This window comes from Streptomyces sp. NBC_01089 (assembly GCF_045162975.1).
In the GTDB taxonomy this organism is placed as follows: domain Bacteria; phylum Actinomycetota; class Actinomycetes; order Streptomycetales; family Streptomycetaceae; genus Streptomyces.
Map to the genome: position 1 here is coordinate 6,573,627 of NZ_CP108660.1, position 21,378 is coordinate 6,595,004.

Genomic DNA, 21,378 nt, shown 5'->3' on the forward strand with positions numbered 1-21,378 from the left:
AGCGTCAGCGCGCTGCGGCTTCGAGCGATTCCCTGGCGGCGTCGGCGACGGCCTCGGGGGTGAAGCCGAACTCGCGGAAGAGGAGCTTGCCGTCGGCGGAGGCGCCGAAGTGCTCCAGCGACACGATCCGTCCCGCGTCACCCACGAAGCGGTGCCAGGTCAGGCCGATACCGGCCTCCACAGCCACCCGCGCCCTGACGGACGGCGGGAGCACCGAGTCGCGGTACGCCTGGTCCTGCTCCTCGAACCACTCGACGCACGGCATCGAGACGACCCGGGTCGGCACACCCGCGGCCTGGAGCTGCTCACGCGCGTCCACGGCCAGCTGCACCTCGGACCCGGTGCCGATCAGGATGACCTCGGGCGCGCCGCCCTCGGCGTCGAACAGGACGTAGCCGCCCTTGGCGACGCCCTCGTTCGCCTCGTACACCGGCACACCCTGGCGGGTCAGCGCGAAGCCGTGCGGGGCTCCCTTGCCGAACACCTTGGTGTAGCGCTGGAGGACCTCGCGCCAGGCGATGACCGTCTCGTTGGCGTCCGCCGGGCGGATCAGGTTCAGCCCCGGGATGGCGCGCAGGGCGGCCAGGTGCTCCACCGGCTGGTGGGTCGGGCCGTCCTCGCCGACGCCGACCGAGTCGTGCGTCCACACGTAGGTGACCGGCAGGTGCATCAGCGCGGAGAGCCGGACGGCGTTGCGCATGTAGTCGGAGAACACCAGGAAGGTGCCGCCGTAGATGCGGGTGTTGCCATGCAGCGCGATGCCGTTCATCTCCGCGGCCATGGCGTGCTCGCGGATCCCGAAGTGGACCGTGCGGCCGTACGGTTCGGCGCCCGGCAGCGGGTTGCCTTCGGGCAGGAACGACGACGTCTTGTCGATCGTCGTGTTGTTGGACCCGGCGAGGTCGGCCGAGCCGCCCCACAGCTCGGGAATGGCACCGCCGAGCGCTTCGAGCACCTTGCCGGAGGCGGCGCGGGTGGCGATGGAGGTGCCGGCCTCGAACGCCGGGAGCTCCTTCGTCCAGCCCTCGGGCAGCTCGCCCGCCCTGACCCGGTCGAACCGGGCCGCGTGCTCCGGGTTGGCGGTGCGCCAGGCCGCGAAGCCCTTCTCCCAGACCGCCTTGGCCTCACGGCCGCGGTCCAGCAGGGCGCGGGTGTGCGTCAGGACCTCGTCCGACACGTCGAAGGACTTCTCCGGGTCGAAGCCCAGGATCTTCTTGGTCGCGGCGACCTCTTCGTCGCCGAGCGCCGAGCCGTGCGCCGCACCGGTGTTCTGGGCGTGCGGGGCGGGCCAGGCGATGATCGAGCGCATCGCGATGAACGACGGGCGCCCGGTCTCGGCCTTGGCGGCCTGCAGCGCCGCGTAGAGAGCGGCCGGGTCGAGGTCGCCGTTCGCCTTCGGCGCCACACGCTGGACGTGCCAGCCGTACGCCTCGTAGCGCGCGCAGGTGTCCTCGGACACCGCGGTCTCGGTGTCGCCCTCGATCGAGATGTGGTTGTCGTCCCACAGCAGTACGAGGTTGCCGAGCTTCTGGTGGCCCGCGAGCGAGGACGCCTCGGAGGAGATGCCCTCCTGGAGGCAGCCGTCGCCGGCGATGGCGTAGATGAAGTGGTCGAACGGGGAGGTGCCGGGGGCAGCCTCCGGGTCGAAGAGGCCGCGCTCGTACCGGGCGGCCATGGCCATGCCCACGGCGTTGGCGACACCCTGGCCCAGCGGGCCCGTGGTGGTCTCCACACCGGCGGTGTGCCCGTACTCCGGGTGGCCCGGGGTCTTCGAGCCCCAGGTGCGGAACGACTCCAGGTCCGCCAGCTCCAGACCGAATCCGGCCAGGTAGAGCTGGGTGTAGAGGGTCAGCGAGGAGTGGCCGGCCGAGAGGACGAACCGGTCACGACCGGTCCAGTCGGGGTCCGCCGGGTCGTGCCGCATCACCTTCTGGAAGAGGGTGTACGCGGCCGGGGCCAGGCTCATGGCCGTACCGGGATGGCCGTTGCCGACCTTCTGTACGGCGTCCGCGGCCAGCACGCGGGCGGTGTCGACGGCCCGCTGGTCCAATTCGGTCCACGCGAGTTCAGTGGTGGTCGGCTTGGTACTCACCCTGGGTCAGGGCTCCTCTCCACATATGTGATCCCGGTGACGTTCGGTGTACCGGGCGTTGTCGAGCCTACCCCCGCCGCAACGCCCGTCTTTTCGAGTTCCCGCCGGTGGCAGACAGACACTTCCCAGGGTGCGGTCGCGGCCGCCGATCCGCCCGTCGAAGAGCGCGCGTCCGCTCGTAAGAGCCACCCTTTCGTCCCGGAACCGGCCCGGAACCATCCCGGAACCACGGGCCCAACACGACCGCACCCCCGGGGATGGCGACGTAGGGGCAACGTCTAGAGTGGCGTGGTACGCGCAAGTCTTTACCGGCTCTTCACGGCCGGAACTTGCTGGGAATTTCTCTGTCAGGGGTGTACGTGACGGCCGTCGAGTCCCGACCCGCAGGGGTCGTCCTGACTCCCAGCCCGGGGGCCCATCGGCCGTTCGGGGCCAGGGTCAAGGGTTTTGTGGCGCTGACCAAGCCGCGGATCATCGAACTGCTGCTGATCACCACTGTCCCGGTGATGTTCCTGGCCAAGCAGGGCGTGCCCAATCTCTGGCTGGTCCTGGCGACCTGCCTCGGCGGTTACCTCTCCGCCGGCGGTGCCAACGCGTTCAACATGTACATCGACCGCGACATCGACGCGGTCATGGACCGCACCTCGCAGCGTCCGCTGGTCACCGGCATGGTCTCGCCCCGTGAGTGCCTGGTCTTCGCCTTCGCCCTGGCCGCGGTCTCCACGCTCTGGTTCGGACTGCTCGTCAACTGGCTCTCGGCGGCGCTCTCGCTGGGCGCGCTCCTCTTCTATGTCGTCGTCTACACGATGATCCTCAAGCGCCGGACCTCGCAGAACATCGTCTGGGGCGGCATCGCGGGCTGTATGCCGGTGCTCATCGGCTGGTCGTCGGTCACCGACTCCATGTCGTGGGCCCCGGTCATCCTCTTCCTGGTGATGTTCTTCTGGACGCCGCCGCACTACTGGCCGCTGTCGATGCGGGTCAAGGACGACTACGCCCGCGTCGGGGTCCCGATGCTGCCGGTCATCGCCACCAACCAGGTCGTGGCCAAGCAGATCGTCATCTACAGCTGGGCGATGGTCGTGGTCTCGCTGCTGCTGACCCCGCTCGGCTACACGGGCTGGTTCTACACGGTGGTGGCCGTGCTCGCCGGTGCCTTCTGGCTGCGGGAGGCGCACGCGCTGCGCGGCCGCGCCAAGAACGGCGTGACGGGCGCGAAGCTCAAGGAGATGCGGCTCTTCCACTGGTCCATCACCTATGTCTCGCTGCTCTTCGTGGCGGTCGCGGTGGACCCCTTCCTGCGGTAGTTCTTCCGTTCCTCCTGCTTTTCCTGCTCCTCCTGTTTCTTCCCGCGACGGGCGGGTGCAGTGGTTCACGCCACTGCGCCCGCCCGTCGCTTATGCGGCTACCCGCTAGTAGCATGCGGCCATGGCAGACACGCAGGTTGACGAGAAGCGGGACGCCGCGGCCGACCGCAAGGCGGCCGGGCTCGCCCGGCAGACGGCCAGGCTCGCCGGGCGGATCCAGGCATTCGGCCGGGAGCACGGCGGCGCCGAGGCACAGCTCGCGTACATCGGCGAGCGCGGGGCCCGCATCGTGCTGGTGGGCGAGGACGGCGGCTGGGGAGACCTGGTGGCACCGTCGTACGCCATGGCGCAGAGCGCGGTCGAGCAGGCGGGCGTCACCGTCCACGAGTCCTTCGACGGCGATCTCGCGGCCAAGGTCCGCACCGGCCCGTACGAGTGGAAGCGGATGGCCGGCATCCAGCTCGGCGGCTCCCGGGCCGGCGCCGGCGGCTGACCGCGCCGCCCTCGACGCACGTCCGCAACGTCCGAGGGCAACACCTGGGGGCGGGTTTCCCCGTTAAGGCTTGAGGACGACAGCCCGAAGCGGAGGCCCGGATGATCGAGACACCCAGCCTGGTGGACCAGTCCTGCCACGGCGTGCTCCGCACCGAGCTCGGTCTCGGGACCTTCGAGGCACACCTCGGCAAGGCCCCCGGGCCGCCCGCCCCCGGCACCACCTTCTTCGACACCCAGACCGGCTTCGCGGTGCGCCGCTGGTGCCCGCCGCTGCTGGGGCTCGAACCGCACTGCGCGCCGGCGCGCTACCTCGCCAGGCGCCGGGAGCTCGGCGTCCTCGAAGTGGACAGACGGCTGCTGCGCTCCAGCGGTATCAGTACCTATCTGGTGGACACCGGGCTGCCGGGCGACCTCACAGGACCGGCCGAGATCGCGGCGGCCGCAGGCGCCGACGCCCATGAGATCGTCCGGCTCGAACCCCTCGCCGAGCAGGTCGCCGACACCTCGGGCACCGTCGACTCCTTCCTGGCGAACGTGGCCGAGGCGGTGCACGGAGCGGCCGGATCCGCCGTGGCGTTCAGCTCGGTGGCCTCGTTACGGCACGGGCTCGCGCTCCCGCCCGACCCGCCGGGCGCCGGTGAGGTGCGCGGCGCCGCGGGGCGCTGGCTCGCGGACCGCCGGGTCGGCGGCAGCCTCACCGATCCGGTGCTGCTGCGCCATCTGCTGTGGAACGCCGTCGCCTCCGGCCGCCCGCTCCAGCTGCACATCGGGGCGGGCGATCCGCTGCTGCTGACGGACTTCATCGTCGCGGCGACCGGGCTCGGCACCGATCTGGTGCTGCTGAACGGCTCTCCGTACCACCGGCGGGCCGCCCAGCTGGCGAGCGTCCACCCGCATGTGTACGCCGACCTCGGCCCGGCGCTGGCCCACACGGGGGCGCGGGCCGCCACGGTGCTCGCGGAGATCCTGGAGCTCGCGCCTTTCGGGAAGGTGCTGTTCTCCAGCGGCGCCCAGGGGCTTCCCGAACTGCATGTGGTGCGGGCGCGGGTGTTCCGGGAGGCGCTGAGCCGGACGCTGGGCGGCTGGGTCGACGACGGCGCCTGGTCCCGTACGGACGCCACCCGGGTCGCCGGTATGATCGCCGCGGGCAACGCCCACCGGGTCTACGGCCTGCCCGAAAGGCCCTAGACGGCGGTGAGTGCGGCGTCCTCGGACTGCGCCGGGATCCCCGCGCCGGTGACCGGCCGCTCGCGGAGCGAGAGCAGCACCCGCAGCACCCCGATCCACACCAGCGTCGCACCGAACATATGCAGCCCGACCAGGATCTCGGGGGTGTGCGTGAAGTACTGGACGTAGCCGATCACGCCCTGGCCCAGCAGGATCAGGAAGAGGTCACGGGCCCGGTGCAGCGGTCCGACGGGCGCGTCCACCGCCTTCAGTACGAACCACAGCGCCGCGGTCAGCGCCACCACGACCCAGGCGAAGTCGGCGTGCAGCTGCGCGATCATCGACCAGTCGACCGGGATGCGCTCCACCTCGCTGGAGTCGCCCGCGTGCCGGCCCGCTCCCGAGACGACCGTGCCGACCGCGATCAGGGCGCCCGCCGCCACGACGAGCAGCCAGGTCAGCTGGACGACCGCCTTGCCCACCAGGGGGCGCGGTGCCTCGTCGCCCTCGCGGATGCGCTGCCAGGTCAGTACGGCGACCGTGATCAGCGTGGTGGACAGGAGGAAGTGCGCGGCCACGGTGTACGGGTTGAGGCCGACCAGCACCACGATGCCGCCCAGCACCGCGTTGCCCATCACGATCCAGAACTGGGCCCAGCCGAGCCGGGTCACCGAGCGCCGCCAGGGCTTCGCCGAGCGGGCCGCGATGATCGCCCAGCCGACCGCCGCGCACAGCACGTACGTGAGCATCCGGTTGGAGAACTCGATGGCGCTGTGGAAGCCCATCTCACTGGTCGCCGTCAGGCTCTGGTCGGAGCACTTGGGCCAGGTCGGGCAGCCGAGCCCGGAACTGGTCAGCCGCACCGCGCCGCCGGTGACGACGATGACGACCGACATGACCACGGCGGAGAGCGCCGCGCGCCGGACGGTCCTGTCCTGCGGAGTCCAGTGGTCGGCGATGAAGGCGAGCGGGTTGCGCACGGCGCGAACGGCTTCGGCGCGGGTCAGTTTCGGCACGGAGACATCGTAGGCCGGGCGCTTGTGCGTACTTTCACGAGGGGGCGCTTTCTACTCCCATCGGAAGTACCGGGCGGCCGCGCCCAGTCCGAGCACCGCCCACACCGCGACGATCCCCAGATCGCCCCACGGCATCGATGCGCCGTGCTGCAGGACGTCCCGCAGGCCGTCGGAGAGCGCCGAGACCGGCAGCAGTTCCAGTACGGACCTGACGCCGCCGGGGAACTTGTCCATCGGGACGATCACCCCGCCGCCGACCAGCAGCAGCAGGAAGACCAGATTGGCGGCGGCCAGCGTGGCCTCGGCCTTGAGCGTCCCCGCCATCAGCAGCCCGAGGCCCGAGAACGCGGCCGTACCGAGGACGAGCAGCAGCACCACGGCGAACGGGTTGCCGTGCGGCGACCAGCCGAGCAGCAGCGCGATCACGGTCAGCAGGACGACCTGGAGGACCTCGGTGACGATCACCGACAGTGTCTTGGACGTCATCAGGGCCCAGCGGGGGAGCGGGGACGCGCCGAGCCGCTTGAGCACCCCGTACCGGCGCTCGAAGCCGGTCGCGATGGCCTGTCCCGTGAAGGCCGTGGACATCACGGCGAGTGCCAGGATGCCCGGCGCCAGGAAGTCCACCGACTTGCCGGCCCCGGTGTCGACGATGTCGACGGCGGAGAAGAGGACCAGCAGCAGCGACGGGATGATCACGGTCAGCAGCAGCTGCTCGCCGTTGCGCAGCAGCATCTTCGTCTCGAAGGCGGTCTGCGCGGCGATCATGCGCCACAGCGGGGCCGCGCCCGGCCGGGGGGTGTACGTACCGGCGCTCATGCGCGCAGCTCCTTGCCGGTCAGTTCCAGGAAAACGTCTTCGAGGGTGTGGCGCTCGACCGAGATGCGGTCCGGCATCACCCCGTGCTGGGCGCACCAGGAGGTGACGGTGGCGAGCAGCTGGGGGTCGACGGTACCGGTGATCCGGTAGCTGCCCGGGGTCAGCTCGGCGGCGGACGAGCCGTCCGGCAGCGCCTTCAGCAGTGAGCCGGTGTCGAGACCCGGGCGGCCGCCGAAGCGCAGGGTGTTCTCGGCGCCGCCGCGGCAGAGCTCCTCGGGGGTGCCGTGCACGACGGCACGGCCGGAGTCGAAGATCGCCACCTCGTCGGCGAGCTGCTCGGCCTCGTCCATGAAGTGCGTGGTGAGCACCGTCGTCACCCCGTCAGCGCGCAGCTCCCGTACGAGGTCCCAGGTGGACCTGCGGGCCTGCGGGTCGAGGCCGGCGGTCGGCTCGTCCAGGAAGACCAGTTCGGGGCGGCCCACGACGGCCATCGCCAGGGAGAGCCGCTGCTGCTGGCCACCGGAGAGCCTGCGGTACGTCGTACGGCCGCAGCTCTCCAGGCCGAGCCGCTCGATCAGCGCGTCCACGTCGAGCGGGTGCGCGTGCAGTTTCGCCATGTGGCGGAGCATCTCGTCGGCGCGGGCGCCGGAGTAGACACCGCCGGACTGGAGCATCACCCCGATCCGGGGGCGCAGCCGCGCCGCGTCGGCCACCGGGTCGAGGCCCAGGACCCGGACCGTGCCGGCGTCGGCGCGCCGGTAGCCCTCGCAGGTCTCGACGGTGGTGGTCTTGCCTGCGCCGTTGGGCCCGAGTACGGCGGTGACGGTGCCCGCGCCGACCGTGAGGTCCAGGCCGTCCACAGCGGTCTTGGCGCCGTACCGCTTGACGAGGCCGCGGACCTCAACGGCGGGATCTGTACTCATACGGGGGAGTCTACGAAGCCCGCGGCGGGCGGATCGTACAGGGGCCGGAGCCCTTGGGGGAACAGGCATCGAGCACTGTTTAGGTAACCCTAAGTGATCGAGGACACCGCCGGAGTCCGCGATCTTTACTTGTCGCGGGCCGGTGAATTACGCAACAATGACGTTGTGAAAAACGTCGGCGAGGCTCCGCAGGAGGAACTCGCGACCGGTGAGCGGTCCACCCGCAACCGGGTCGCGCGCTCCATCCTGGACCACGGCCCGTCCACCGTCACCGAACTCGCGGGGCGCCTCGGGCTCACCGCGGCGGCGGTCCGCCGCCATCTCGACGCCCTGGTCACCGACGATGTGGTCGCCGCCCGCGAACAGCGGGTGTACGGCGCCAGGACCCGGGGCCGTCCCGCCAAGGTCTTCGCGCTCACCGACTGCGGACGCGACGCCTTCGACCAGTCCTACGACCAGCTGGCGGCCGACGCCCTGCGGTGGATCGCCCAGCGCTCCGGCGACGAGGCCGTCATGGAGTTCGCCCGTGACCGGCTCGCCCCGCGCGCCGAGGTGTACCGCGAGGCCATCGAGGCCGCGGCACCCGAGAGCCGCGCCGAGGCCCTGGCCAAGGCGTTGACCGCCGACGGGTACGCTGCTACGGCGCGAAGCGCCCCGGTCGGCGAGCAGCTCTGCCAGCACCACTGCCCGGTGGCCCATGTCGCCGAGCAGTTCCCGCAGCTCTGCGAGGCGGAGACCGAGGTCTTCTCCCGTCTGCTCGGGACCCATGTGCAGCGTCTGGCCACCATCGCCCACGGCGACGGTGTGTGCACGACGTTCATTCCCAAGAACGCCCATCAAGCCCATCAGGCAACTGATTCAGCATCCGCCAGCACGGCCGGGAGGAACCCCGCATGACTCTCCCCACGGAGACTGCCCACCCCGAACTCGAGGGCCTGGGTACGTACGAATTCGGCTGGGCCGACTCCGACGTGGCAGGTGCCGCGGCCAAGCGCGGCCTGTCCGAAGCTGTCGTCCGCGACATCTCGGCGAAGAAGAACGAGCCCGAGTGGATGCTGAAGCTGCGTCTCAAGGGCCTCAAGCTCTTCGGCAAGAAGCCCATGCCCAGCTGGGGCTCCGACCTGTCGGGCATCGACTTCGACAACATCAAGTACTTCGTGCGGTCCACCGAGAAGCAGGCCGAGTCCTGGGAGGACCTGCCGGAGGACATCAAGAAGACGTACGACAAGCTCGGCATCCCGGAGGCGGAGAAGCAGCGCCTCGTCGCGGGTGTCGCCGCCCAGTACGAGTCCGAGGTCGTGTACCACCAGATCAACGAGGAGCTGGAGTCGCAGGGTGTCATCTTCATGGACACCGACACCGCTCTGAAGGAGCACCCGGAGCTCTTCCAGGAGTACTTCGGCACCGTCATCCCGGTCGGCGACAACAAGTTCGCCTCGCTGAACTCGGCCGTGTGGTCCGGTGGTTCCTTCATCTACGTGCCGAAGGGTGTGCACGTCGATATCCCGCTCCAGGCCTACTTCCGCATCAACACGGAGAACATGGGCCAGTTCGAGCGGACGCTGATCATCGTCGACGAGGACGCCTACGTCCACTACGTCGAGGGCTGCACCGCCCCGATCTACTCCTCCGACTCGCTGCACAGCGCCGTCGTGGAGATCATCGTGAAGAAGGGCGGCCGCTGCCGCTACACGACGATCCAGAACTGGTCGAACAACGTCTACAACCTCGTCACCAAGCGTGCCGTGGCGTACGAGGGCGCGACCATGGAGTGGGTCGACGGCAACATCGGCTCCAAGGTGACCATGAAGTACCCGGCCGTCTACCTGATGGGCGAGCACGCCAAGGGCGAGACGCTGTCGATCGCCTTCGCGGGCGAGGGCCAGCACCAGGACGCCGGCGCCAAGATGGTCCACATGGCCCCGAACACCTCGTCCAACATCGTCTCCAAGTCGGTGGCGCGAGGCGGCGGCCGCACCTCCTACCGCGGTCTGATCGAGATCGGCGAGGGCGCGGAGGGCTCCAAGTCCAACGTCCTCTGTGACGCGCTGCTTGTCGACACGGTCTCCCGCTCGGACACCTATCCCTATGTGGACGTCCGTGAGGACGACGTGTCCATGGGCCACGAGGCGACCGTCTCCAAGGTCTCCGACGACCAGCTCTTCTACCTGATGAGCCGCGGGATGACGGAGTTCGAGGCGATGGCGATGATCGTGCGCGGTTTCGTCGAGCCGATCGCCAAGGAGCTCCCCATGGAGTACGCCCTGGAGCTCAACCGGCTGATCGAGCTGCAGATGGAGGGATCGGTCGGCTAGCAGCCGCCCGCCCTCGCCCGACCCCGACGTATTCATCAGAAAGCGAGCAAGACGACAGCCATGGCTGAGGCTCAGAATCTTCCTGCGGGTTCCACTACCGCCGGGTCCATCGCGGTGGCTGCCGAGTCCACCGTCGCCACTCGTATGAGTGCGCCGCCGTCCTTCGACGTGGCGGACTTCCCGGTCCCCCACGGCCGTGAGGAGGAGTGGCGGTTCACTCCGCTGGAGCGGCTCAGGGGCCTGCACGACGGCACCGCCGTCGCGACCGGCTCCGGCGTCGAGATCGAGGTGTCCGCCCCCGAGGGCGTCCACATCGAGACCGTCGGCCGTGACGACGCCCGCATCGGCCGGGCCGGCACCCCGGTGGACCGCGTCGCCGCCCAGGCGTACTCCTCCTTCGAGAAGGCGTCGGTCGTCTCGGTGCCCAAGGAGACCGTGCTCAGCGAGCCGATCCGGATCGCCGTGCGCGGCGCCGGCGGTGTCGCCTACGGCCACCAGGTCATCGAGCTGGGCGCCTTCGCCGAGGCCCTCGTGGTCATCGACCACACCGGCGACGCGGTGCTCGCCGCCAACGTCGACTACATCCTGGGCGACGGCGCGAAGCTGACCGTCGTCTCCGTCCAGGACTGGGAGCCCGCCGCCGTCCACGTGGCGCAGCACAACGCGCTGGTGGGCAGGGACGCCTCGCTCAAGTCGGTCGTGGTCACCTTCGGCGGCGACGTCGTACGCCTCCACCCGCGCGTGCAGTACGCGGGCCCCGGCGGCGAGGCCGAGCTCCTCGGGCTCTACTTCACCGACCACGGTCAGCACCAGGAGCACCGCCTCTTCGTCGACCACAACGCGCCGCACTGCCGGTCGAACGTGGCCTACAAGGGCGCGCTCCAGGGCCAGGACGCGCACGCGGTCTGGATCGGCGACGTCCTGATCAGGGCCGCCGCCGAGGGCACCGACTCGTACGAGCTGAACCGCAACCTCGTCCTCACCGACGGCGCGCGGGTCGACTCGGTCCCGAACCTGGAGATCGAGACCGGCGAGATCGCCGGCGCCGGCCACGCGTCGGCCACCGGCCGCTTCGACGACTCGCAGCTCTTCTATCTGCAGTCGCGCGGCATCCCGGAGGCCGAGGCCCGCCGTCTGGTGGTCCGTGGCTTCTTCGCCGAACTGGTCCAGCAGATCGGTCTGCCGGACGTCGAGGAGCGCCTGCTCGACAAGATCGACGCCGAGCTGCAGGCAGCCGTCTGATGGCCGCCTTCGTCAGGGCCTGTGCGCTGAGCGAGCTGGAGGACGACACCCCGAAGCGGGTGGAGATCGACGGCACGCCGGTGTCCGTGGTCCGTACGGAAGGGGAGGTGTTCGCGATCAACGACATCTGCTCGCACGCGAACGTCTCCCTCTCCGAGGGCGAGGTCGAGGACTGCACCATCGAGTGCTGGCTGCACGGTTCCAGTTTCGACCTCCGCACCGGCAAGCCGTCCGGCCTTCCCGCGACGCGCCCCGTCCCCGTTTACCCCGTAAAGATCGAAGGGGACGATGTGCTCGTCTCCGTATCCCAGGAGTCCTGAGTCACCCATGGCAACGCTTGAAATCCGCGACCTGCACGTCTCCGTCGAAACCGAGAACGGTACGAAGGAGATCCTCAAGGGCGTCGACCTGACCGTGAAGCAGGGCGAGACCCACGCCATCATGGGCCCGAACGGCTCCGGCAAGTCGACGCTGGCGTACTCCCTCGCGGGGCACCCCAAGTACACGATCACCAGCGGCACCGTCACCCTCGACGGTGAGGACGTGCTGGAGATGACCGTCGACGAGCGGGCCCGCGCCGGTGTCTTCCTCGCCATGCAGTACCCGGTCGAGGTCCCCGGCGTCTCCGTCTCCAACTTCCTGCGTACGTCGGCCACCGCCATCCGCGGCGAGGCGCCGAAGCTCCGTACCTGGGTGAAGGAGGTCAAGACGGCCATGGAGACCCTCCAGATGGACCCGGCCTTCGCCGAGCGCAACGTCAACGAGGGCTTCTCCGGCGGTGAGAAGAAGCGCCACGAGATCCTCCAGCTGGAGCTGCTCAAGCCGAAGATCGCGATCCTCGACGAGACGGACTCTGGTCTGGACGTCGACGCGCTGCGCCAGGTCTCCGACGGCGTCAACCGCGTCCGTGAGGGCGGCGAGGTCGGCACCCTGCTGATCACCCACTACACGCGCATCCTGCGCTACATCAAGCCCGACTTCGTGCACGTCTTCGCGAACGGCAGGATCGCCGAGTCCGGCGGCCCCGAGCTCGCCGACAAGCTGGAGAACGAGGGCTACGAGGCATACACGAAGGTTGGCCCCGTGAGCGGAGCGAACCCGGAGGAGGACGTCGCGTGACACAGCTGCCGGGCCTCCTGGACACCGACGCGATCCGCAAGGACTTCCCCCTGCTGGATCGTGTGGTCCACGACGGGAAGAAGATCGTTTACCTGGACAACGCGGCGACCTCGCAGAAGCCGCGCCAGGTACTCGACGCGCTGAACGAGTACTACGAGCAGCACAACGCCAACGTCCACCGCGGCGTGCATGTGCTCGCCGAGGAGGCCACGGCGCTGTACGAGGGCGCTCGCGACAAGGTCGCCGCCTTCATCAACGCGCCGAGCCGCGACGAGGTCATCTTCACCAAGAACGCCTCCGAGTCGCTCAACCTCGTGGCCAACATGCTCGGCTGGGCCGACGAGCCCTACCGGGTCGACCACGAGACCGAGATCGTCATCACGGAGATGGAGCACCACTCCAACATCGTGCCGTGGCAGCTGCTCTCGCAGCGCACCGGCGCGAAGCTGAAGTGGTTCGGCCTCACCGACGACGGCCGGCTCGACCTGTCCAACGTCGACGAGATCATCACCGAGAAGACGAAGATCGTCTCCTTCACGCTGGTCTCCAACCTGATGGGCACGGTCAACCCGGTCGAGACGATCATCCGGCGCGCCCAGGAGGTCGGTGCGCTGGTCTGCATCGACGCCTCCCAGGCAGCACCGCACATGGTGCTCGACGTACAGGCGCTGCAGGCCGACTTCGTGGCCTTCACCGGCCACAAGATGGTCGGCCCGACCGGGATCGGCGTCCTCTGGGGCCGTCAGGAGCTCTTGGAGGACCTCCCGCCGTTCCTCGGCGGCGGCGAGATGATCGAGACCGTGTCGATGCACTCGTCGACGTACGCCCCCGCGCCGCACAAGTTCGAGGCGGGTACGCCCCCGATCGCCCAGGCCGTCGGCCTCGGCGCGGCCGTGGACTACCTCTCGGCGATCGGCATGGACAAGATCGCCGAGCATGAGCACGCGCTCACCGAGTACGCGATGAAGCGTCTCGCCGACATCCCGGACCTGCGGTTCATCGGACCGTCCACGGCCCTGGACCGCGGCGCGACGATCTCCTTCACGCTCGGTGACATCCACCCGCACGATGTGGGCCAGGTCCTCGACGAGGAAGGCATCGCGGTCCGGGTCGGCCACCACTGCGCACGGCCGGTCTGCCTGCGGTACGGAATTCCTGCGACCACGCGAGCGTCGTTCTATCTGTACTCCACGCCCGAAGAGGTCGACGCACTGGCCGACGGGCTGGAGCACGTACGGAATTTCTTCGGCTAGGGCATTTCGTTTGGATCAGGTGGATCAGGCCGGATCATGCCGGGCCGGACAGGGCCGGTCATACGGACGAGGACATCGGGTAGGGACTGGATCGTGAAGCTGGATTCGATGTACCAGGAAGTGATCCTGGACCATTACAAGCACCCGCACGGGCGCGGCCTCCGGGACGGCGACGCCGAGGTGCACCACGTCAACCCCACATGCGGCGACGAGATCACGCTGCGTGTGCGGTACGAGGGTGACCGCATCGCGGATGTGTCGTACGAGGGTCAGGGCTGCTCCATCAGCCAGGCCAGTGCGTCCGTGCTGAACGAACTGCTGGTCGGCAAGGAGCTGGGCGACGCCCAGAAGATCCAGTCGACCTTCCTGGAGCTGATGCAGTCCAGGGGGCAGATCGAGCCGGACGACGCGATGGAGGAGATCCTGGAGGACGCCGTCGCGTTCGCCGGTGTCTCGAAGTACCCGGCGCGCGTCAAGTGCGCGCTGCTGAGCTGGATGGCGTGGAAGGACGCGACGGCGCAGGCGCTGTCCGAAGGGAAGACCGCATGAGCGACAACGAGACCGCCACGATGAAGCCGGCCTCCGAGGAGGAGGTCCGCGAGGCGCTGTACGACGTCGTCGACCCCGAGCTGGGGATCGACGTGGTCAACCTCGGCCTGATCTACGGCATTCACGTGGACGACGCCAACATCGCCACGCTGGACATGACACTGACGTCCGCGGCCTGCCCGCTGACCGATGTCATCGAGGACCAGGCGAAGTCGGCCACCGAGGGCATCGTCAACGAACTGAAGATCAACTGGGTCTGGATGCCGCCGTGGGGCCCGGACAAGATCACCGACGACGGCCGCGAGCAGCTGCGCGCGCTCGGCTTCAACGTCTGATCCGTCCCGCCGCCCCAACAGCCTTCGCGGTCCTGCCAGTACGGCCCCGGTGCTCCGCGCACCGGGGCCGTATTGTGCTGTTCGCGTTCCGTACGTACGGTGTGCGCGCCCCGTTGGCGCGGAGACCGGAGCCTTCTCGTCGACGACACCTCACCGCGATCCCCCCCCCCACGACGAGAGGGCCCCCGTGCAGATCTCCGCCACCCCGTTCCGCCGCTCGTTCCGCCCCAGGACCGTCGCGGCGGCCGTCGCCGCGAGCGGGCTGTTCTCCCTGGCCCTCACCGGCGCCAACGCCCCGGCGCACGCGGCGGGTTACGGCACGCCCACGGTCTCCCTCTCGGCCGCCTATCTCTCCGGCGCGGTCGGCGCCACCGGGGACCCCGCCGTCACCGTCACCGTCGGCCAGAGCGGCGCTGACGCGTCGGCGCTCACGGTGGCCGCGTCGGCCAGCTCCAAGTCCTCCGTCGCGGGCACCGGCGATGTCTCCGTCACGGGCACCGGCGCCACCCGGCGGCTCACCGTCGGCGCCCGCGCGCAGGGCTATACCGACCTGACCATCGAGGTCACCGGCCTCGGCGGCAGGAGCACCACCAAGACCCTGCACTACGCCGCGTCCGCCGCGGTCCAGCACAGCGCGGACACCCTCTACTTCACCGGCTCGTCCGACGCCTCGGCCGCCGTCCCGGTCGGCGGGGGCTATGTGGTGGTGGCCGACGACGAGTCCAACACGCTGCGCCTGTACGACGGTTCGACGTCCGGGGCGCCCGTGCGGACCTGGGACTTCAGCGATGAGCTCGGGGTCAAGAAGGAGGTCGACATCGAGGCCGCGGCCCGGGTCGGCGACACGGTCTACTGGACGGGCTCGCTGGGCAACAACAAGGACGGCGAGTACAAGTCCGACCGCAACCGGATCTTCACCACCAAGGTCACCGGGTCGGGCGCCGCCACCCAGCTCGCCTTCGGCGGCTCGTACGCGAAGCTCCGTGACGACCTGGTCGCCTGGGACAAGGCCAACGGCGACCGCTACGGGTTCGCCGCCGGTACCAAGGACGGCCAGGTCCCCAAGCAGATCGACGGCTTCAACATCGAGGGCCTCGAATTCGCGCCCGGTTCCTCCACCACGGCCTACCTCGGCTTCCGCGCCCCGCTGGTGCCGCCGGAGAACGGCGGCAAGGCGCTGGTCGTCCCGGTCACCAACATCGACAAGGTCGTCACCGGCAAGAAGGCCGCCTTCGGCACACCGATCGAGCTGGACCTCGGAGGGCTCGCCATCCGGGACATCCGGAAGAACGCCGCCGACCAGTATCTGATCGTCGCCGGTTCCTGGGCCGCCGACGACAACTCCGATCCGTACGCCCTCTACTCCTGGGACGGTGTCGCCGGGCACGCCCCGGTGAAGCGGGCCGATCTGCCGACCAGCGACCCGGGCGGCTGGGAGGCCGCGGTGGACGTCCCCGACCTGAACGCGGCCGGGGCGCGCGCCCAGCTGATCACCGACGACGGATCGGCCGACCTCTACGGGGACGGCACGGAGGCGAAGGACCTCACCCACGACGAGTGGAAGAAGTCCCGCGCCACCTGGTTCACCGTGGGGAAGTGACGTCCGGCGGCTGCTGGCCCGCCGCCTCCGCGGCCGCCTCGACGAGCGCCGGGCCGAGATCCTCCCGGCGCATCCGGCGGTCGATGTACAGCAGTCCGGTCACGAGCTGCGGAAAGGTCACCGACACGATCTGGCTGAGGGTCTGGCCCAGCAGGGTGAGTGCCAGATAGCCGGTGAGGCCGGCCACCAGCCGGGACGGGTCCGGGTCCGTCCCGCTGGTCAGGCCGAGCATCGAGCCGTTGAACATCCCCACCATGGTGAACGGGAGCTGGACGAAGGAGCCCGCCGTGGAGCCGATGGCCAGGCCCAGCAGTGAGACGCCGCAGATCCGCCACCAGGAGCCCCGGACCAGCCGGGCCGACCGGCGCAGGGCGCCGATGGGCCCCTGGCGCTCGAACACCACGGCGGCCGGGGCCAGGCTGAAGAGCACCCACAGCCAGACGGCGGGCGGCACCAGGGCGAGACCGCCGAGCACACCCACCACGATCGCCACGGCCGGGCTGTGCGCGCCGACCGCCGCCACGACGACGCCGACCGAAGCGCCCGCGATCAGCAGCAGCGGTACGAGGACGATCAGCCCGCTCAGCAGTACGGCGCCGATCACCGGGAACACCCGCGACCAGGCCCGCCGCCAGACGGCCCGGAACGTCGTCGGCCGGCCGAGCACCGCCTCCTGGAGCACGGTGGCGCAGCCCGCGCTGACCAGGGCCGTGCTGAGCGTGGTCAGCAGCGCGGCGCCCAGCAGCACCCCGGAGAACCCCAGCACCACGGGACCCGCCTGGTCCCAGCCGACGTCGGACCCCTTCGGCGCGTGGGTGATCCCGTGGATCCGGCCGGAGAACGAGGCGTAGACGACGCCGAGCGCCGCCGCGACGATCACGGCGGCGCCCCCGTATGCCGCGGCCGCCATGCCGAGCAGCTGCTTCCAGTAGCGGCCGACCGTGGAGACCGCGCCGTTGAGTATGTCGCTGAGCTGCAACGGCTCCAGGGGTATCACGCCCGGCTTGGGCGCCCGGGGCGCCGGCGGGACACCCCACACCGGACCCCCTGGGGGCGGCCCCCATCCCGGAGGCCCCCCGTGCGGCGTACCTCCGTACGCCCCTGCCCACCCCGAGTCCTGTGCCACCGTCACTCCGTCCTTCACGCCGTCCGCCCGGATTTCTGTACCGGATTCCGCCGGACGGCACACCGTACCGGTAGCTGATGTGTACGGTCGTACGCATGCCCTATGTACTGCTCGCCGCGGCCATCGCCGCAGAGGTCGGCGGGACCACCGCCATGAAATACAGCGAGGGATTCAGCAGGCTGTGGCCCTCGCTGGCGACGGCGGCCGGGTATGTGCTCGCCTTCGTCCTGCTCGCCCAGGTGCTGAAGTCCCTGTCGGTGGGGACCGCGTACGCGATCTGGGCCGGCACCGGGACCGCCGCCATCGCGGCCATCGGCATGGTCTTCCTGGGGGAGTCGATGAGCGTGGCGAAGCTCGGTGGCATCGCCCTGGTCATCGGCGGGGTCGTGCTGCTCAATCTGGGCGGCTCGCACTGATGGCCCGGCGTTACGACCCCGGCCGCCGGGACCGGATCATCGATGCCGCGATCCGGGTCGTCGGCGACCAGGGCATCGCCGGGCTGAGCCACCGCTCGGTCGCCGCCGAGGCCGATGTGCCGCTCGGCTCGACGACGTACCACTTCGCGACGCTCGACGAACTGCTGGTCGCCGCCCTGCGCAAGGTCACCGACGAGCCGCGTACCGGGGTCGAGGGCTGGGCGCGGGCGCTCGCCGCGCCGGGCCCCGGGCTCGCCGGCCGGCTCACCGCGCTGCTCGGGCGGCTCGTCGCGGGGGACCGGAGCCGGGTGCGGCTGGAGTACGAGCTGTATCTCGCCGCCCTGCGCCGTGACGCGCTCGCGCCCGTCGCGGCCCAGTGGCTGGACGCCTGTGTGGAGGTCGTCCGGGCACATGTCGGCGGTGACGCAGCCACGGCGCGCGCCCTGGTGGCCCTGATCGACGGGCTGCTGATCCAACTCCTCCTGACCGGGCGGGCGTTCGACCCGGACGAGGTACGGGAGGCGTTTGGCCGGATCATCGGCGGCAGGGATGTCCCGGCATCCGGATAACGGCCTCCCGTGGCGGTGCGCGGTAACGGCCTCCGGTGATTCGGGCGTCAGCGGCTGACCGCGGCGAGCGCCGCCCGCACGCTCTCCTCGATGTCCGTGATGGGGTACAGCACCTCGCGTACCGTCCGGTCGCGGTCCACCACCAGCGTCAGCCGCTTCAGCCTGCTGACACCCGCCGTGCGGAAGGTCGGCAGCCGCAGTGCGGCGGCCAGTTCGAGGCCGGCGTCGGACAGCAGCGGGAAGCGCAGCCGCTCCTTCCCGGCGAATGCCCGCTGCTCGTCGGGGCGCTGGGTGGACACCCCGTGCACGGCCGCCCCGGCGGCGGTGAACTCCGCCAGCCGGTCGCGGTACGTGCACGACTCCAGGGTGCAGCCGGAGGCTCCCGGGATCCCGGCCCAGCCGGGCGGATAGGAAGCACGCTCGGCGTACGCGGAGGGGAAGCAGTAGAGGACGGTGTGCGCCGCGGCCGGATCGACCGGGTCCAGCGGCCGCCCGCCGGGGCCGGTGAGCCGCAGCTCGGGGACGCGAGTGCCGATCAGGCCGCGCACCCGCTCCGCCTCCTTCGATGCCTCGCCGGCCGTCGCCATCGTCGCTCCCTCTCCCAGGACCCAGGTGTCCCCCCAGTCCTGGAGGGCGATCAGTACCGGAAGCAGGGCGCTGCCGCGCGGGGTGAGCCGGTACTCGTACCGGACGGGGCGGTCCTGGTACGGCTCGCGCCGCAGCACCCCCTCGTCCACCAGCAGGCGCAGCCGCTCCGTCAGCACCTTGCGGGACATCCCCAGCTCCCGCTGGAGCGCGTCGAACCGGTGTACCCCGCGCGCGGTGTCCCGCACGATCAGCAGGGTCCACCAGTCACCCACGACGTCCAAGGCCTGGGCGATCGCGCAGGCCGCGTCGTCCAGCCGGGTGCGCTGTGTCATGTCCGCTCCGTCCCGGCCCCGTCGTCCGTCCCCCGTGTGCGGGCTCATGCTGCCACAGTGAGTTCCCGTTGGGAACTCGAAAGGAGCGGCCGACCGCTGAGACCGGTTCGCCGGTGCGGCGCCCGGCCGGTTAGGTTTTGGTCATGACCGACACGCTCTCGCAGACCCCTGCCCGCTCCACCGGCGCTGTGGCCGCCGGACTTGCCACCGTCACCGCCGACGGCACCGTCCTCGACACCTGGTTCCCCGCGCCCGAACTCTCCGCCGAGCCCGGCCCCGCCGGCACCGAGCGGCTCTCCGCCGAGCGCGCGGCCGAGCTGCTGGGCGACGCCGCTCCGAAGGCCGTCGGCCCCGACCCGCGCCGCGGTGTCGAGGTCGTCGCCGTCCGTACGGTCATCGCCTCGCTCGACGACAAGCCGCTGGACGCGCATGACGCCTACCTCAGGCTGCACCTGCTCTCGCACCGGCTGGTCCAGCCGCACGGCCAGAGCCTGGACGGCATGTTCGGCCTGCTCGCCAACGTCGCCTGGACCTCGCTCGGCCCGGTCGCCGTGGACGACATCGAGAAGGTGCGGCTGAACGCCCGCGCCGAGGGCCTGCACCTCCAGGTCACCTCGATCGACAAGTTCCCGCGTATGACGGACTACGTCGCGCCCAAGGGCGTCCGGATCGCCGACGCCGACCGGGTCCGCCTCGGCGCGCACCTCGCCGACGGCACGACCGTCATGCACGAGGGCTTCGTCAACTTCAACGCGGGCACGCTCGGCACCTCCATGGTCGAGGGCCGGATCTCCGCGGGCGTCGTCGTCGGCAACGGCTCCGACATCGGCGGCGGCGCCTCCACCATGGGCACCCTCTCCGGCGGCGGCAATGTACGTATCACCGTCGGTGAGCGCTGCCTGGTCGGCGCGGAGGCGGGCGTCGGGATCGCGCTCGGCGACGAGTGCGTCGTCGAGGCCGGGCTCTACGTCACCGCGGGCACCCGGGTCACGATGCCCGACGGGCAGGTCGTCAAGGCCCGTGAGCTGTCCGGCGCCTCGAACATCCTCTTCCGCCGCAACTCGGTCACCGGCACGGTGGAGGCCCGTCCGAACAACGCGGTCTGGGGCGGTCTGAACGAGATCCTGCACAGCCACAACTGACGCCGCTCCGGCGGACGCCGCTCCTGCCGCCGCCCGGTGCCGGTCTCACCCGGCGGCAGGCAGCAGCTCCGCGTACGCCCCCAGCAGCCCGTCGACCGCGGCGCGGCCGGCGGGCAGCAGGGGCTCACGTACCGGCCCCGACGGCAGCCCGGCCGCGCCGAGCAGGGTCTTGGCGGCCACCGTGCCCGGCAGGCCGGACGCCATCATCAGCTCCACCAGGGGAGTGTTGAGCCGGTTGAGCCGCGCGGCCTCGGCGGGGTCCGGGGTGTCGTACGCGTCGAGCACCGCCCGCAGCTGCCGGGGGGCCACATTCGCGACCGTGCTGACGAAGCCCGATCCGCCCACCGCGTACAGCGGGAGGTTCAGCTCCTCACAGCCGGAGTAATAGGCGAGCCCGGTACGGGAGATGACCTTGGTGGAGCCCAGCAGGTCGTACGCGCAGTCCTTCACGGCCGCGATACGCGGATGCCCGGCCAGCCGCAGCAGCGCCCCCGTCCCGATCCGGGTTCCGGTGCGGCCGGGGATGTCGTACAGCATCACGGGCAGCCCAGTGGCGTCGGCGACCGTACGGAAGTGGGCCTCGACGGCCTCCTGCGGCGGGCGGCTGTAGTACGGCGTCACCACCAGCAGGCCGTCCGCGCCCGCGCTCTCGGCCGACCGGGCCAGCTCCACGGTGTGCCGGGTCGACGCGCTGCCCACGCCCGCCACGAGGTGCGCGCGGTCGCCGACGGCTTCCGCGACCGCCCGGACCAGCGCGGTCTTCTCGGTGTCGGTGGTGGTGGGGGACTCTCCGGTGGTGCCGCTGAGGACGAGCCCGTCGCAGCCCGCGTCGACCAGATGGGCCGCGAGCCGCTGCGCACCCTCCAGGTCGAGCTCACCGTCGGCGGTGAACGGCGTGATCATTGCGCAGAGTGCACGCCCGAAGGGCTGTGAAGGGCTCATGACGGCAGTCTTGCCTCAGCGGAGAGTGAAG

At 70.5% G+C, this 21,378-nt stretch carries 22 protein-coding genes; 15 read left to right on the forward strand and 7 right to left on the reverse strand.

Annotated elements, in window-relative coordinates; translation table 11 throughout:
- Positions 1-4: 4 nt before the first annotated feature.
- Entirely contained in the window at positions 5-2,092 is a 2,088-nt protein-coding gene (gene tkt / locus OG510_RS29470; protein WP_406140782.1) for a transketolase, read from the reverse strand.
- A 353-nt stretch (positions 2,093-2,445) separates the two neighbouring features.
- Here tkt and OG510_RS29475 point away from each other — a divergent pair, with 353 nt between their 5' ends.
- The 3 genes from OG510_RS29475 to OG510_RS29485 all read left to right on the forward strand — a co-directional run bounded on the left by OG510_RS29475 (position 2,446) and on the right by OG510_RS29485 (position 5,082).
- On the forward strand, positions 2,446-3,399 hold the full coding sequence (locus OG510_RS29475; protein ID WP_164263408.1) for a heme o synthase: 954 nt from the start codon (positions 2,446-2,448) through the stop codon (positions 3,397-3,399).
- A gap of 121 nt (positions 3,400-3,520) precedes the next feature.
- Positions 3,521-3,892 carry a hypothetical protein gene (locus OG510_RS29480; RefSeq protein WP_406140783.1) on the forward strand — a complete coding sequence of 124 codons (372 nt, stop codon included), beginning with the start codon at positions 3,521-3,523 and terminating at the stop codon, positions 3,890-3,892.
- A gap of 101 nt (positions 3,893-3,993) precedes the next feature.
- On the forward strand, positions 3,994-5,082 hold the full coding sequence (locus OG510_RS29485; RefSeq protein ID WP_406140785.1) for an amidohydrolase: 1,089 nt from the start codon (positions 3,994-3,996) through the stop codon (positions 5,080-5,082).
- Here OG510_RS29485 and OG510_RS29490 read toward each other — a convergent pair.
- From OG510_RS29490 to OG510_RS29500, 3 genes are read right to left on the reverse strand one after another with little or no spacing between them, the layout of a single operon-like run.
- Entirely contained in the window at positions 5,079-6,077 is a 999-nt protein-coding gene (locus tag OG510_RS29490; protein ID WP_406140786.1) for a COX15/CtaA family protein, read from the reverse strand. The genes OG510_RS29485 and OG510_RS29490 overlap by 4 nt on opposite strands.
- Positions 6,078-6,128: 51 nt before the next feature.
- A complete protein-coding gene (locus tag OG510_RS29495) occupies positions 6,129-6,896 on the reverse strand; it encodes an ABC transporter permease (protein ID WP_406140788.1) in 768 nt (255 codons plus the stop codon).
- A complete protein-coding gene (locus tag OG510_RS29500) occupies positions 6,893-7,819 on the reverse strand; it encodes an ABC transporter ATP-binding protein (protein ID WP_406140789.1) in 927 nt (308 codons plus the stop codon). The genes OG510_RS29495 and OG510_RS29500 overlap by 4 nt, the downstream gene beginning before the upstream one ends.
- A gap of 165 nt (positions 7,820-7,984) precedes the next feature.
- Between OG510_RS29500 and OG510_RS29505 the strand changes: the two genes are divergently transcribed.
- From OG510_RS29505 to OG510_RS29545, 9 genes are all read left to right on the forward strand, one after another.
- The gene (locus OG510_RS29505) at positions 7,985-8,716 is read left to right on the forward strand and encodes a helix-turn-helix transcriptional regulator (protein WP_406140791.1); all 732 of its coding nucleotides are present in this window, start codon (positions 7,985-7,987) and stop codon (positions 8,714-8,716) included.
- Positions 8,713-10,134, forward strand: coding sequence for a Fe-S cluster assembly protein SufB (gene sufB / locus OG510_RS29510; RefSeq protein WP_406140792.1), 1,422 nt, complete (start codon positions 8,713-8,715; stop codon positions 10,132-10,134). Before OG510_RS29505 ends, sufB begins: the two co-directional genes overlap by 4 nt.
- 60 nt (positions 10,135-10,194) lie before the next feature.
- Positions 10,195-11,376: a Fe-S cluster assembly protein SufD gene (sufD, locus tag OG510_RS29515; protein WP_406140794.1), complete on the forward strand. Its 1,182-nt coding sequence runs from the start codon at positions 10,195-10,197 to the stop codon at positions 11,374-11,376.
- The gene (locus tag OG510_RS29520) at positions 11,376-11,696 is read left to right on the forward strand and encodes a bifunctional 3-phenylpropionate/cinnamic acid dioxygenase ferredoxin subunit (protein ID WP_266858160.1); all 321 of its coding nucleotides are present in this window, start codon (positions 11,376-11,378) and stop codon (positions 11,694-11,696) included. The genes sufD and OG510_RS29520 overlap by 1 nt, the downstream gene beginning before the upstream one ends.
- Before the next feature lie 7 nt (positions 11,697-11,703).
- Complete coding sequence (gene sufC / locus OG510_RS29525; RefSeq protein ID WP_406140795.1) at positions 11,704-12,495, forward strand: Fe-S cluster assembly ATPase SufC; 792 nt, start codon at positions 11,704-11,706, stop codon at positions 12,493-12,495.
- Complete coding sequence (locus OG510_RS29530; protein WP_164263430.1) at positions 12,492-13,748, forward strand: cysteine desulfurase; 1,257 nt, start codon at positions 12,492-12,494, stop codon at positions 13,746-13,748. Before sufC ends, OG510_RS29530 begins: the two co-directional genes overlap by 4 nt.
- Before the next feature lie 93 nt (positions 13,749-13,841).
- Positions 13,842-14,297: a Fe-S cluster assembly sulfur transfer protein SufU gene (gene sufU / locus OG510_RS29535; RefSeq protein WP_164263432.1), complete on the forward strand. Its 456-nt coding sequence runs from the start codon at positions 13,842-13,844 to the stop codon at positions 14,295-14,297.
- Positions 14,294-14,632, forward strand: a complete 339-nt coding sequence (locus OG510_RS29540) for a metal-sulfur cluster assembly factor (RefSeq protein WP_164263434.1) — start codon at positions 14,294-14,296, stop codon at positions 14,630-14,632. Before sufU ends, OG510_RS29540 begins: the two co-directional genes overlap by 4 nt.
- A 187-nt stretch (positions 14,633-14,819) precedes the next feature.
- Positions 14,820-16,232, forward strand: a complete 1,413-nt coding sequence (locus tag OG510_RS29545; protein ID WP_406140796.1) for a hypothetical protein — start codon at positions 14,820-14,822, stop codon at positions 16,230-16,232.
- Here the strand turns inward: OG510_RS29545 and OG510_RS29550 are convergent.
- The gene (locus OG510_RS29550) at positions 16,216-17,211 is read right to left on the reverse strand and encodes a hypothetical protein (protein WP_406140797.1); all 996 of its coding nucleotides are present in this window, start codon (positions 17,209-17,211) and stop codon (positions 16,216-16,218) included. The genes OG510_RS29545 and OG510_RS29550 overlap by 17 nt on opposite strands.
- A 242-nt stretch (positions 17,212-17,453) precedes the next feature.
- Between OG510_RS29550 and OG510_RS29555 the strand changes: the two genes are divergently transcribed.
- Both OG510_RS29555 and OG510_RS29560 read left to right on the forward strand, forming a co-directional pair.
- On the forward strand, positions 17,454-17,774 hold the full coding sequence (locus OG510_RS29555; protein ID WP_164263437.1) for a multidrug efflux SMR transporter: 321 nt from the start codon (positions 17,454-17,456) through the stop codon (positions 17,772-17,774).
- Positions 17,774-18,343, forward strand: a complete 570-nt coding sequence (locus OG510_RS29560; RefSeq protein ID WP_406140799.1) for a TetR/AcrR family transcriptional regulator — start codon at positions 17,774-17,776, stop codon at positions 18,341-18,343. The genes OG510_RS29555 and OG510_RS29560 overlap by 1 nt, the downstream gene beginning before the upstream one ends.
- A 47-nt stretch (positions 18,344-18,390) precedes the next feature.
- On the opposite strand, the gene OG510_RS29565 is transcribed toward OG510_RS29560, so the two are convergent.
- A complete protein-coding gene (locus tag OG510_RS29565) occupies positions 18,391-19,263 on the reverse strand; it encodes a winged helix-turn-helix transcriptional regulator (RefSeq protein WP_406140800.1) in 873 nt (290 codons plus the stop codon).
- Between the two features lie 143 nt (positions 19,264-19,406).
- Here OG510_RS29565 and dapD point away from each other — a divergent pair, with 143 nt between their 5' ends.
- Positions 19,407-20,405, forward strand: coding sequence for a 2,3,4,5-tetrahydropyridine-2,6-dicarboxylate N-succinyltransferase (gene dapD, locus OG510_RS29570; RefSeq protein WP_406140802.1), 999 nt, complete (start codon positions 19,407-19,409; stop codon positions 20,403-20,405).
- 45 nt (positions 20,406-20,450) lie between these two features.
- Here the strand turns inward: dapD and dapA are convergent, their stop codons facing one another.
- Entirely contained in the window at positions 20,451-21,347 is an 897-nt protein-coding gene (gene dapA, locus OG510_RS29575; protein ID WP_406140804.1) for a 4-hydroxy-tetrahydrodipicolinate synthase, read from the reverse strand.
- Between the last annotated feature and the right edge of the window lie 31 nt (positions 21,348-21,378).